Source organism: Halovalidus salilacus (assembly GCF_031852275.1).
GTDB classification, from domain to species: domain Archaea; phylum Halobacteriota; class Halobacteria; order Halobacteriales; family Natrialbaceae; genus Halovalidus; species Halovalidus salilacus.
Window position 1 is genome coordinate 1,376,870 of the sequence record NZ_CP134700.1, and the last position, 12,591, is coordinate 1,389,460.

Genomic DNA, 12,591 nt, shown 5'->3' on the forward strand with positions numbered 1-12,591 from the left:
TGACGATCCCATCACCGCAGGCGGTGCGGGGTCGTCGGTCTCGGTCGCGGGTCGATTCGTCGTGGGGGTGTCGATCCGGTGGGAGGGGGTACTAGCGTTCGAGGTCGACGGTGAGGTCGGTGGCGATCCAGCCGTCGCAATTGTCGCGCTCGGTGAAGACGATCTTTCCGGGTCGGGTTTCGTGACAGGTGACGATCGCCGATGGTTCCTCGACCGTGTCTTCGAGTTCGGAGTCCTGCCTGCGAACGGGTACGTCCATTACCAGAGATTAGGCGAGCCTAAATGCAAAAAGGTTTTGGTCGGCCTAAGACCACGAGAACCGTCACCGAACCTACCTGTATGAAAGAAAACACTGGGGGAACCACCGGTGTAACGGATGATCCATCGGAGCAACGGATGAACCATCGGAGCAACGGATCTCGCAGGTTCGGCGCTCGAGCGGGCGAACCACCGCCTCGCGTTCGGACCCTCGAATCGGTACCGCCGGTGACCGCCGCCTCGGCTCAGGAGGGGGCCTGGCCGTAGATCAGATTGCGCTGGATCTCGTTGGCGCCCTCGTAGATGACGGGGACCCTGGCGTCGCGATAGACGCGGGCGATCCGTCGCTCGTCGAGGACTGACCGGCCGCCGTGGAACTGCATGCCCCGCTCGGCGACGTCGACGGCCGTCTCGGTCGCCTTCGCCTTCGACATCGCCGCCCAGTAGCCGGCGTTCTCGTGGGATTCGACCTTCTCCCGCGCGCGCCACGCGAGCGTCCGCGCGGCGTGGAACTCGGTGAGCATGTCCGCGAGGTCGTGCTGGACGGCCTGGAACTCGTTGATGGTCCGCCCGAACTCCTCCCGGCCGTGGACGAACTCCCACGTCTCCTCGATGGCCGCGGCGGCGAGGCCGAGTCCGTGGCCGGAGACGACGATCCGCCCGTGGTTGAAGAACTCCGCGAGCATCATGAAGCCGGCGCCCTCGTGGCCGATCAGGTTCTCCTCGGGGATCCGACAGTCGTCGAAGGTGATGTGGGCCTGCTTCGAGGCGCGCATCGCCATCTTCTCGGGGATGTGTTCGGCTTCGTATCCGTCGGCGTCGGTGGGGACGATGAACATCGAGTGGTTGCCGTACCGGTTGTCCTCGTCGTCGCCCGTCCGGGCGTAGACGGTTATCCAGTCGGCCTCGACGCCGTTTCCGATCCAGTACTTCTCGCCGTTCAGCACCCACTCGTCGCCGTCCTTCTCTGCACGCGTCTGCATCCCCGCGAGGTCGCTTCCGGTCTCGGGTTCCGAGACGGCGAGCCCCGAGATCTGCTCCCCCTCCGCGACCGGCCGGACGTACGTCTCGCGCTGCTCGTCGGTCCCGTACTCGACGGTCATGCTGCAGCCGAAGCTGGGAAGCTGGAGCGCGAGCGCGATGCCGGCGTCGGCCCGGTAGAACTCCTCGGCCAGCGCCAGCGTCTCAGCCAGGTCGAACCCGCGCCCGCCGAGTTCCTCGGGTAAGTCCTGAGCGACGAGGCCCGCCTCCTGGCCCGCTTCGACGATCTCTCGCGGGTACTCGGCGGCCCGAAAGCACTCCTGGGCGTTGGGCTCGATGTACTCCTCGGCGAACTCGCGCGCCTCGGCTTTGACGTCGAGCGCGTGCTCCGGAACGAGGTCCTCGTCGAGTAGATCCATACGGCGCTAGTTGGCATCACGACCCAAATAGCAGGGGGTCGGTATCGGGTCGCTCGAGAGTCCTCGGTCGTTCCGCGAATCGGGTCACTACCCGCCGCCCCGTCACGGACGGATCAGTCGTCCGTCCACTTGATCGAACAGCCCCGCGACGGCTTCCACTCGAGATCCACCTCGTCTCCCGCGAGGACGGCGTCGATGGCCTCGCGGACGGGGAACGTGGTCGGTTCGTCGTCGGGATTGGGGGCGTCGTCGAGCCGCCCCTGGTAGACGAGGCGGAACTCGCCCTCGCCGTCGACGTCGCGGTTCTCGAACAGGAACGGGTCGGGCGTACAGACGGCGCCGTAGGCCTCGGCGACCGCCTGGGACTCGTCGCGCAGGTAGGCGTCGTAGCGGATCGTCCCGTCCTCGACGAGTTCTCGCATCCGCTCGAACGAGTCCTCCGGGTACTCCTCGGCGTCGTTGGGGTTGATCCCCACCACGGCCACGTCGTCGTACTCCGCCGCCAGTTCGTTCAGCAGGTCGATCTTCGCCTTCGCGTACGGGCAGTGGTTGCACGTGAACACGACCAGCAGTGCCTCGTACTCGGCGAACGACTCGAGCGAGTACGTCTCCCCGTCCGCACCCTCGAGTTCGAACGCCGGCGCGGGATCACCCTCCTCGAGTTCCGTCTCCGACTCTTGCAGGACCATGTCGGTCGATACCGTGCGTTTTCCCTTAAGCGTCCCGTTCGGAGCACGCTCGGCGCTCTCGGCGGAAGCGCTCGTTCGCCGTCCGAGAGACGAGCGACGAGAGGTGACCGACGATAACCGACCGACGGCTCAGGCGAAGAGGGAGACCAGCGCGCCGGCGAGCAGCAACTCGCCGCCGACCAGGATCAGGAGGACGAGGAGGTCCTTGTTCCGACCGAGCCACCGCCTCGCACCGGCGCCGATCGAGCGGATCGTCCCCGCGTTATCGTCCGACGACCGCCGCTCGCGCAACTCGTGACCGACGATCCACCCCTCGTCCGCGTCGTACACCGCCGGAACGCGGGTTCCGATCAGGTCGTCCAGCTCGAGCGGCGAGACGCCAGCCACCTCGAGGAATGCGAGGAACTCCTCGCACTCCTCGAGCGAGCTGTGCTCGGGCGCGTCGAAGTACTTCGTACAGGACGTCTCGCCGTGCGGGGTCGCCAGGTCCACGGCGATGGCGGAGCTCCCTTCGGGCGAGAAGACGTCGGCGACGATCAGGCCGTCCTGAAGCTCGTTGAGGTAGGCCTCCTCGAGGCGCCGCTTGATCGACTCGTCGACGCTGCCGGCTGGTATCGACGACGCCGTCGGTTCCGCACCGTCGGGTTCGGATCCGTCCGAGCCGGACTCGCCGGCTCGAGCCGCGTCCTCCCCTTCGTCCTCCTCGAGTTCGCGTTCGTCCTCCTCGGCGCGACGAGACACTTGGCTGTCACTACGGCGAACGGAAAAATAAGCCTACGGTCTCAGAGCACCAGCGCGTCCACGACGACGGCGATCAGGATCGCGCCCAGGAAGGCGTTCGACGCGTGGAACGAGCGGAAGGCCGCCCGCTCGGTCTGCTCGAAGTGGAGGGAGACGGCGGCCCAGAGGAAGAGCCCCCCGAAGACGGCCACCGTGGCGGCGTAGAGCGCGCCGAGCGTCGTGATCCACGCGAGGGCGACCGTCGAGACGAGCGTCGCCGCGATGTAGTAGAGGATGTGCTTTCGCGTCACCGTCTCGCCGCGGACGACGGGCATCATCGGGAAGCCGCCCCGGGCGTAATCGTCTTTGTACGCCAGCGCGAGGTTGTAGAAGTGCGCGGGCGTCCAGAGGAAGATGACGCCGGCGAGCGCGAGCGCGGGCAATCCGATCTCGTTGGTCACCGCCGCCCAGCCGATGAGCGCAGGCAGCGCGCCCGCGGCGCCCCCGATGACGGTGTTCTGGACCGTGTTCGGCTTGAGCAACAGCGTGTAGACGACGCTGTAAAAGAGGATGGCCGCCAGCCCGAGCGCCGCCGCGAGGGGGTTGATCGTCAGGAAGACGGCCATCGACGCCCCCGTCAGCACGAACCCGAACAGGAGCGCGTTCCGGACGGGGATCAACTCGGTCGCGAGCGGCCGGTCGGCCGTCCGTGACATCCGCTGGTCGACGTCTCGCTCGAGGACGTGGTTGAACGTCCCCGAGGCGCCGATCGACAGGACGCCGCCGGCGAGCGTGGCGACGATGGTGTGAGCGTCGAGCGCCGGCCCGGCGGCCAGCGCCATCCCCGCCGCGGCGACGAGACAGAGCAGCCACATCAGCCGCGGCTTCATCATCTTGAAGTAGGCGAAGACGGTGAGCCGAGCGCGGGCGAGCCCGCCGGCGGGAATCGAGCGCTCAGGCGCGGCCTCCGCGGGGTCGATCGGCTCCGGCGAAGGTTCGATGGCGTCGTCCTCGCGTCCCGTGACAGACTCGAGGTCCCAGGCGAGCGCGAGCACGACCAGCGAGAAGATGGCGACGCCGAGTCCGAGGTGGAGGCCGGGGACGATCGCCGCCGGTCCGACGGTCGCCGTGACCGCGCCGACGCCGACCTGGACGACGTACAGGGCGACGGTGACGAGCAGCGCGTTGCGCACGCGACTCGAGACGTCGCCGAGGATCGCGACGCCGGCGGTGACGGCGACGAGCGCGCCGACGACGACGGCGGCGATTCGGTGGCCCCAGACGATCGCGAGTTCGGTGTGGCTCAACGGATCCGGCGGCACGGAGCACAGCGGCCAGCTCGAGCACGAACTGGCGGCGTTCGTCAGCGACGTCGTGGCGCCCACGATCAACAGGAGGTAGACGCCCAGCGCGGTCGCTGCGAGCACCGCGGAGAACCGCCGGTGGCCGCGGATCGGGCGGGGAAACGAGTCCGACGAATCGAGTGAGTGCGCCACGGTATCCTTACGTTGTGGTTCGACTGCGCGTACTTATGGTTCCCGTTTTCGCCGACCCGTCGTTTGCGGGGATAGGGCGCGTCATGCCGGGCGTTTGCCACGTTGCGTTCGACGAGTGTCGCGAACGTGAGAAGGTACCGATACCTGACCGATCCGAACGCGGAAGTGGTCGGTCGTGGTAGGTGGCACTCGACCGTGTCGAAATTCGCGTCTCGAGCGCCGGAAACCGACGCGTTCGGAGCGAGCGACGGCGACCACCGGAACCCCGAAGCGAGAAGAGAGGATGACGACTCGCGTCGACCGATCCGCTGCCCGTACTGCGACCGACCGTTCCGAACGCGGCGGCTCCGGACGCTCCACGCGGGCCTCGAACACCCCGAGCGGCTCACCGACGACCAGCGGGAGGCGTTCGAGTCCGCGTCCCGCGAGGATGACGCTGCGATACGCCGGTTCCGGGTGAAGGCGCTCGGGATGGTGGTCCTCTCCTACTTTTCGTTTCTGTTCGTCTACGCGGTCGTGACGTGATTGCGGCTCGTCGACGCGGACGTGACGGAACCAGTCCGACCGGTCCAACCGGGTTCTCGGCGCTCTCGCCGGCCCGCTCACATCCCCATGTCGGTCGCCGCCTCTGGGATCGGTAGGTTGCGCGGGCTGACCCCGAGCAGTTCTCCGACGTGATCGAGCGCCATCTCGAACCCGTAGTAGCGCTCGAGTTCGTCGCCGTCGGGGGTCGGTCGGACTTTGAGCATCGCGTAGCCGTCGAGGTTCTGGGCGACGACCGCGGTCGTCCCGTCGGCGTCGAACTCGAGGAGCCGTTCGGCGTCGGTCTCGCGGTAGGTCGCGACGATGCCGCCGGCCTCGGCGATCCGTTCGAGGTCGTCCATGTCGCTCGGTGCGGAGGCGATCACCGGAAACGTATCGGTTCCGACGGCGCGACCGATCACTTCGCCGACATCGATACGGCTTTCACGGGGCCGCGAGGAGTGCGTGCCGTGAGCGCAGCGGAACCCGACGTCGAACGGCCTCTCGCGGAGGTTCGCGTGACGCGATCCGTCGCGGTGCGCCGGACGCTTCTCGCCGCGGCGGCCTTTTTCGGGACGGCCGCCTGCGTCGGGTACGTCGTCGCGGCCATCCGTGGCGCGCCGTTCCAGCCCTTCGTGATTCCCGTCCCGTCGCCGCTCGAGTTCCTGCGGCTGGCGGGGATATCGGGCGCGGTAATCGCCCTCGTCGTCGTCCTGCACGAGTTCGTCCACGGGGCGTTCATGGCGCGCTACGGCGGACGGCCGACGTACGGGGTGGGGCTCACGCGGTTCTTCCTTCCGTACGCCTACGCGCGGACGGACGGCCGCGGCTACTCCCGCAATCAGTTGCTCGCCGTCTTGCTCGCGCCGTTCGTCACCATCACGCTCGCGGGCCTCGCGGTCGCGACGGTCTTCCCCCGGCCGTTCGTCGCGATTTCGCTGGCGGCCAACGCCGCGGGCTCCGTCGGCGACCTCCGGATGGCCGCGACCGTCGCTCGGTACCCGTCGTCCGCGCGCATCGCCGGCCTTCCGGACGGATCGCGGGGGTTCGCGGTCTACGGGGAGACCGACGACTCCGGAACGGGGCGCGTCGTCCGTTCGAGGGCCCTCGGAGCGTTCGTCACCGGAACGACCGGCGCGTTCGGCCTCGTCGCGGTGACCCTTACCGGCCTCGTCCTCGGCTCCCTCTGGCTCGACTCGGTCTCGATCGAACTCGGTTCGCCTGCGGGACCCTGGTACCTGCTGGTCGACTCGGGAACCGTCGTCGTCGGGGAATTCCACGGCCCGGCCAGTCTCTTCCGGCACGAGTTCGCGCCCGAACGAGGGCGCGCAGTTATCGAGTTCGGCACCCGGGCAGTGGTGCTCCTCTCGGTCGCGGCGGGGCTCTCGTGGACCGTCCTCGACGCGGGGATTCGACGGTACCGTCGGCCGTCGCACCGAACCGGCGACGCCCCGGGAAACCGAAACGCCTGACCCGAAACCAGACCAACCGGCTCGCATGACGAAGTGGCTTCGGAGCGGTCGCAGGCGCGATATCTGCGTCCTGCTCGCCGCCGAGGGGGAACTCCGCGGACAGCAACTCAAGTCGAGACTCGAGTCCCACTACGACGATCGGATCGAGCCGAAGGCGTTCTACGGTTCGCTCTCCGCCCTCGTCGACGCCGGATTCGTCGAGAAGCGCACGGAGGGGATCCACGACGTCTACGCGCTGACGGAGGGCGGGGAACGGAGAGTGAGGGAGCACTACGCGTGGATGCGGGGACTGCTCGAGAAAAACCTCGAGAGCGGCGACGACCGACGCGGGGAGTGAGCACCGGTTCGCACGGTCCATCGCGGGCTCGAGACGGGACCAGCGAGCGCTCGAGCCCCGAAGGCCTATATCCTATGAATACAGCCACAGTGATATGCAAGCAGTTATTCTCGCCGCGGGGAAGGGGACCCGCCTCCGTCCCCTCACCGAGGATACGCCGAAGGCGCTCGTGGAGGTCGACGGCACGCCGCTGATCGAGGACGTCTTCGACAACCTCATCGACATCGGCGTCACGGAGTTCGTGGTCGTCGTCGGCTACCTCAAGGAGAAGCTCATCGAACGGTACGGCGACGCCTACGAGGGCGTGCCGATCACCTACGCCCATCAGCGCGAACAGAAGGGCTTGGCCCACGCCATCCTGCAGGCCGAACCGCACGTCGACTCCGACTTCGTCCTCATGCTCGGGGACAATATTTTCCGGGCGAACCTCGGGGACGTGATCAACCGCCAGCGGGAGGACCGCGCCGACGCGGCGTTCCTCGTCGAGCAGGTGCCCTACGAGGAAGCGTCCCGCTACGGCGTCCTCGACACGAACGAGTACGGCGAGATCGTCGAGGTCGTCGAGAAGCCCACCGACCCGCCGTCGAACCTCGTCATGACCGGCTTCTACACCTTCACGCCCGCGATCTTCCACGCCTGTCACCTCGTCCAGCCCAGCGACCGCGGGGAGTACGAACTGCCCGACGCCATCGACCTGCTCATCCAATCTGGGCGGACCATCGACGCGATCCGCATGGAAGGCTGGCGGATCGACGTCGGCTACCCCGAGGACCGCGAGGAGGCCGAGGAGCGACTGCGGGAACTCGAGGCCGCGCCGACCGCCGAGTGAGCGCCAGGCGCGTCCCTCGAACCGGACGGCCCGGATCGACTCCACCCGACGACGTCGTCGGTGCGCGAACCAAAAAGCGTCTTACCCGTCCCGTTCGACTCGAGTCACACGAACACGATCATGAACGTCTCCATCATCGGCAGCGGCTACGTCGGCACGACGATCGCCGCCTGCCTCGCTGATCTCGGCCACGATGTCGTCAACGTCGAAATCGACGAGGGGATCGTCGAGACGATCAACGCCGGGGAGGCGCCCATCCACGAGGAGGGCCTCGCCGAGCGCATCGCCGAGCACGCCGGCACCCGCCTCCGGGCGACCACCGACTACGACGCCGTCCGCGAGACGGACGTCACGTTCCTCTGTCTCCCGACGCCCCAGGCCGACGACGGCAGCCTCGACCTGACCGTGATGCGCGCCGGCTCCGAGTCGCTGGGGCGGGCGCTCGCCCCGAAGGTCGCGGACGAGGACGCGGACGACCACCTCGTCGTCGTCAAGAGCACCGTCCTCCCCGGCACGACCGAGGAGGTCGTCGGCCCGATCCTCGAGCGCGAATCAGGAACCGCGATCGGCGACGGGATCGACCTCGCGATGAACCCCGAGTTCCTCCGGATGGGGACCGCCGTCCGCGACTTCCTCGAGCCCGACAAGGTCGTCCTCGGGGCGACGAGCGAGGACGCGGCGGCGACCCTGCGGGAGCTGTACGCCCCGATCCTCGAGCGCGAGGGGACACACCTCGTCGAGACGGGGATCCGTGAGGCGGAGCTGATCAAGTACGCGAACAACGCCTTCCTCGCGGCGAAGGTGTCGCTGGTGAACGAGCTCGGGAACATCGCCAAGCAGTACGGTGCGGACGCCTACGAGGTGATCGATGCCGTCGGACTCGACTCCCGAATCTCCGAAGAGTTCATGCGATCGGGCCTGGGCTGGGGCGGGTCGTGCTTCCCGAAGGACGTCGCGGCGCTGCGCGCGGGGGCTCGGGAGCAGGGCTACGAGCCCGAACTGCTCGACGCAGCCGTGGCCGTCAACGACGAGCAGCCCCGCCGACTGGTGAACCTCCTCGAGTCGAACTTCGAGGCCGAGGCTGACGACGGATCCGACGGCTCGCCGCTCGAAGGTGCCCGGATCGCCGTCCTCGGGCTCTCGTTCAAGCCGGGGACCGACGACATCCGGAAGTCGCGGGCGCTCGACGTGATCGTCCAACTCGAGGATCGTGGCGCGGACGTCGTGGCCTACGATCCGGTGGCGGCGGAGAACGTCCGAACGAAGCACCCCGAGTTCGAGGTCGAGTACGCCGAGCGCGCGTCGACGGCGCTCGAGGGCGCCGACGGCGCGGTCGTGGCCACGGACTGGCCCGAGTTCGACGACCTCTCGTTCGACGGCATGCGCCGGCGGATCCTCGTCGACGGCCGACGGATCGACGTCGACGAGGGCGCGCTCGAGGCGTACGACGGACTGACCTGGTGATCACTCGGGCAGCCGTCCCGTCCGATCGACGAGGGCGATGACGACGACCGTGGCCCCGAGGAGGAGGGCGGCGGCGGCGAACACCGCGTCGTAGGCGTAGCCGCGCTCGAGGAACTCGCCCAGGACGGACGAACCGAGCGCCTGGGCGAGCATCCACGACGAACTGAACACCGCGTAGGCGCTGCCCCGCGTCGAATCCGGGAGCGTCCCGAGGAGGTACGTGTCCGTGGCCGGGAACATGCTGTGGACGACCACCCCGAGGATCGCGGAGAGGACGAAGAGGCCGATCCAGCCCTCGACGACGGTCAGCGCGAGGAGGGAGGCGGCGAACGCGCCGACGATCCCCAGGAGGAACGGGACGCGCGGCAGCCTGTCGGCCAGGTCGCCGCCGAAGAAGAACGCGGGCACGCCCGCGGCGAAGACGACGGTGAGCATCGTCTCGGCCGCCCGACCGGAGAGCCCCTTCGACTGCATGTAGAGGTCGTAGAAGTTGAACACGCCCTGCCAGACGAACGAGGCGACGCCGACGATCGCCAGTGCGGTCAGGATGATCCGCCACTCCGAGCGCGCAGCGCCGACGAAGTCGCGGTCCGCCCGGCCCGCCGTCGGCATTTCGGTTTCCCTCGCGACGAACCACGCGTAGGCGGTGGTCGCGGCGGCGCCGACGGCGATCCCCCACAGGGAGAGGCGCCAGTCGACGAGCAGCGAGAGCGCGACGAACGGCGCGGCGGCCACCGCCGCGACCTGGCTCGCGGCGCCGTGGATCCCCATGATCCGGCCGACGCGCTCGGGGAACAACTCGCTCAGGAGCGGGTTCGCCGAGACGAAGTAGACGCCGGAGGCGATACCCATGAGGAACGCGCCGACCATCAGGTGGCGAACACCCGTCGCCGTCGCGGTGAACCCCGAGGCGAGCGCCAGGATCGTCCCCGAGGCCACGACGACGCGGTGTCTCGGTACCCTCGTGAGCACCCACCCGGTGGGCAATCTTGGCGCGGCGCTTCCGATCCACGTGAGCGTCACGATCAGTCCGGCGGTCCCCTCGCCGATCGAGAACTCGGCGATGAAGACGTCGAGCAGCGGCGCGAAGACGATTCTCGCGATGTTGATGAGAAAGACGAGTCCGCAAAGCGAGGCGAAGAGTCGAGCGCGGGCCACGCACTCCCTTTCCGACAGCCGCTATCAAACGTTCCGAAAGCGGAACTGTCCCTCGATCGAGGGTATCGATCGGGATCCGCGTCCGGAGGTGTCGGTTCTGGATTCGCGTCCGCCCGCGGATCGAAAGTCGATTCGAGATCGGAGGCTCCGTTGTTCCCCTCATAATTTGAGAGGAATGGCGTGCGAGATACAGAGGATACATTCAGCACAGTCGATGCATTTGATTCGCGTACAGACTGGCGAAAGAACTGGCAAATTTCAATCGAAGTCCCGATTTACCGACTTCGCTTTGAATCATCGTTTGGAGGGTCAGTTCCCTGTGGATGATCCGCTTACCCTAACTTATCGCCACGGTAACAGTAATTTCTACCAGCGTGCCTCATTCTCGAGCGACCAGAACCGAGGTAGTCACCGATTCGAGAACGTCCTCCGTCGTACTCCCGAAGAGTCGCTCCGTGAGGGTCGAATCCTCGCTTTCTCCGATCACGATGAGGTCGATTCCGTTGTCGGCGCTATACTGAGGTATTGCGTCTTCCGGAAATCCTTCGAGAACGGCTCGTTCGGACTCAACTCCGGCCTCATCGGCCATTTGCTCGGCCTGCTTGAGCGCCTCTTTCGCTTCCCCATCGAGCGCTTCGGTGAGGTCGTCCGCGATGTCACCAACGGCAGATGCGGACATCTCCGTCCCAACATCTACAACGTGCAGGAGATGCACCTTGGCTCTCATACTCGAAGCGATTTCCATCCCGTGATCCAGCGCTGTTACGCTCGCATCAGAGCCATCCGTCGGGATAAGGATGTCGCGGTACACGTCGGGTCTTACCGACTGAACGGCAAAAAGCGTGACCCCGAGTCAGATAGGTCGGACGATGTCGTGATAGTGGGACTTAGCTCGTGACCCGCCGGAGCGGAACACGGTCGAGGGAGGTCTTACCATCCAACGCGTCATCGAGGCCAACCAACACTCCTCGGGGCTCGGACTGGCGGTCAGGCTCGACTGAACGGCCCATTCGGAAGCACTGTCAGTTTGCCACCCGTGCTTTTTTGCCTCGACGCCGTATCGATGGACCTATACTGAATGCAAGCACCCGAAATCCTCCTTCGTCTCGTCGCGGGTGCCGCGTTGATTCTCGCCAACGGGTTTTTCGTCACCATCGAATTCGCGCTGACCCGCGCCCGACAGTATTCCGAAGCCGAGTTCATGGAACCCGGTCTCGAGCGTGCGTGGAAGATGACCGAGGACCTCGAAATCTATCTCACCGGGTGTCAGGTCGGCATCACCGCCGCTAGCATCGCACTGGGTATCGTCGCCGAACCCGCGCTCGCAGCGCTGTTCGAACCGTTGTTCGGCGGGACGGTTCTCGCGTCGATCGGCGCAGGCGTGATCTTGGCGTACATCATCGTGAGCCTGGTACACAAGGTCTACGGCGAGCAGGCCCCCACCTACCTCGGCGTCGAGCGCTCGAAACAGGTCTGCCGCTACGGCGCGACGCCGCTGTACTGGTTCACGTGGGTCATTCGACCGATTCTCCGCGTCGGTGACTGGGTGGCGAAATGGACGCTGTCGCTGTTCGGCGTCGAAATGACTGGTGCGTGGCTCGAATCCGACGGCGAAGAAGATTCGAATGGCCGCGACATTGAGGGGCGTGCGGACCTCCACCGACAGCTCGGGTCGATACTCGACGACAATGAGATTCCAGAAGAGCGTCGTCAGGAAGTGATGAACGCGTTGGTGGTCGAAGAAATCCCCGTCCGTGACACCATGGTGCCGCGCGAGGAGATCGCCGCGCTCTCGACCAACAATACCCCCGAGGAAAACCTCGCGGTCGTCGAGGACCATCCACATCTCCGCTATCCGCTGGTCGGCGAGGACATCGACGATTTCCGAGGGGTCGTTTACCTCGCGGCGATCACGAACCATTTCGAGGCGTTCAAAAACGGCGACATCGACGTCGAAGACCTCGCCGAGTCGCCGATGACGCTCCCAGCCGACGAGGTAATCAGCGACGCCATCGACCGCTTCCAGACGGAAAATCAAGAACTCGCCCTCGTCACTGAGGAGGGACGGGTCGTCGGCCTGTTAACCTCGACGGACGCCTTCGAGCAAGTGATGGGCGAACTGGAAGACCCCATTGACGTCTACCAGCAACAACGCGGGGACGGCGCATCAGGACTAGACTCCCAAAGCGATCCGGCTTGAGACACCTCGCGAGGACGGAATTCGTCGTCGCACGAAGAATCGGTTC

At 66.6% G+C, this 12,591-nt stretch carries 14 protein-coding genes; 6 read left to right on the plus strand and 8 right to left on the minus strand.

Annotated elements, in window-relative coordinates; translation table 11 throughout:
• Positions 1 to 91: 91 nt before the first annotated feature.
• From RJT68_RS06815 to RJT68_RS06835, 5 genes are all read right to left on the minus strand, one after another.
• Complete coding sequence (locus RJT68_RS06815) at positions 92 to 259, minus strand: hypothetical protein (protein WP_407039616.1); 168 nt, start codon at positions 257 to 259, stop codon at positions 92 to 94.
• Between the two features lie 244 nt (positions 260 to 503).
• Positions 504 to 1,658, minus strand: coding sequence for an acyl-CoA dehydrogenase family protein (locus RJT68_RS06820; protein ID WP_407039617.1), 1,155 nt, complete (start codon positions 1,656 to 1,658; stop codon positions 504 to 506).
• Between the two features lie 113 nt (positions 1,659 to 1,771).
• Entirely contained in the window at positions 1,772 to 2,347 is a 576-nt protein-coding gene (locus RJT68_RS06825; RefSeq protein WP_407039618.1) for a thioredoxin family protein, read from the minus strand.
• 129 nt (positions 2,348 to 2,476) lie between these two features.
• Complete coding sequence (locus RJT68_RS06830) at positions 2,477 to 3,088, minus strand: hypothetical protein (RefSeq protein WP_407039619.1); 612 nt, start codon at positions 3,086 to 3,088, stop codon at positions 2,477 to 2,479.
• Positions 3,089 to 3,129: 41 nt separating this feature from the next.
• Complete coding sequence (locus RJT68_RS06835) at positions 3,130 to 4,563, minus strand: heme o synthase (protein ID WP_407039620.1); 1,434 nt, start codon at positions 4,561 to 4,563, stop codon at positions 3,130 to 3,132.
• Between the two features lie 126 nt (positions 4,564 to 4,689).
• On the opposite strand from RJT68_RS06835, the gene RJT68_RS06840 reads away from it, so the two are divergent.
• Entirely contained in the window at positions 4,690 to 5,088 is a 399-nt protein-coding gene (locus RJT68_RS06840) for a DUF7410 domain-containing protein (RefSeq protein ID WP_407039621.1), read from the plus strand.
• 77 nt (positions 5,089 to 5,165) lie between these two features.
• Here the strand turns inward: RJT68_RS06840 and RJT68_RS06845 are convergent, their stop codons facing one another.
• Positions 5,166 to 5,447: a DUF7111 family protein gene (locus tag RJT68_RS06845; RefSeq protein ID WP_407039622.1), complete on the minus strand. Its 282-nt coding sequence runs from the start codon at positions 5,445 to 5,447 to the stop codon at positions 5,166 to 5,168.
• Between the two features lie 108 nt (positions 5,448 to 5,555).
• Between RJT68_RS06845 and RJT68_RS06850 the strand changes: the two genes are divergently transcribed.
• The 4 genes from RJT68_RS06850 to aglM all read left to right on the plus strand — a co-directional run bounded on the left by RJT68_RS06850 (position 5,556) and on the right by aglM (position 9,187).
• Positions 5,556 to 6,557 (plus strand): DUF3267 domain-containing protein, encoded by a 1,002-nt coding sequence (locus RJT68_RS06850; protein ID WP_407039623.1) that lies wholly within the window; start codon positions 5,556 to 5,558, stop codon positions 6,555 to 6,557.
• Between the two features lie 25 nt (positions 6,558 to 6,582).
• Positions 6,583 to 6,894: a PadR family transcriptional regulator gene (locus RJT68_RS06855; RefSeq protein WP_407039624.1), complete on the plus strand. Its 312-nt coding sequence runs from the start codon at positions 6,583 to 6,585 to the stop codon at positions 6,892 to 6,894.
• Positions 6,895 to 6,988: 94 nt separating this feature from the next.
• Entirely contained in the window at positions 6,989 to 7,723 is a 735-nt protein-coding gene (gene aglF / locus RJT68_RS06860; protein WP_407039625.1) for a UTP--glucose-1-phosphate uridylyltransferase AglF, read from the plus strand.
• A gap of 120 nt (positions 7,724 to 7,843) precedes the next feature.
• Complete coding sequence (aglM, locus tag RJT68_RS06865; RefSeq protein WP_407040335.1) at positions 7,844 to 9,187, plus strand: UDP-glucose 6-dehydrogenase AglM; 1,344 nt, start codon at positions 7,844 to 7,846, stop codon at positions 9,185 to 9,187.
• Here aglM and RJT68_RS06870 read toward each other — a convergent pair whose 3' ends face one another.
• On the minus strand, positions 9,188 to 10,345 hold the full coding sequence (locus RJT68_RS06870) for an MFS transporter (RefSeq protein ID WP_407039626.1): 1,158 nt from the start codon (positions 10,343 to 10,345) through the stop codon (positions 9,188 to 9,190).
• A gap of 379 nt (positions 10,346 to 10,724) precedes the next feature.
• Positions 10,725 to 11,156, minus strand: coding sequence for a universal stress protein (locus RJT68_RS06875; protein WP_407039627.1), 432 nt, complete (start codon positions 11,154 to 11,156; stop codon positions 10,725 to 10,727).
• A 267-nt stretch (positions 11,157 to 11,423) separates the two neighbouring features.
• On the opposite strand from RJT68_RS06875, the gene RJT68_RS06880 reads away from it, so the two are divergent.
• Positions 11,424 to 12,545, plus strand: coding sequence for a CNNM domain-containing protein (locus RJT68_RS06880; RefSeq protein ID WP_407039628.1), 1,122 nt, complete (start codon positions 11,424 to 11,426; stop codon positions 12,543 to 12,545).
• Positions 12,546 to 12,591 lie beyond the last annotated feature (46 nt).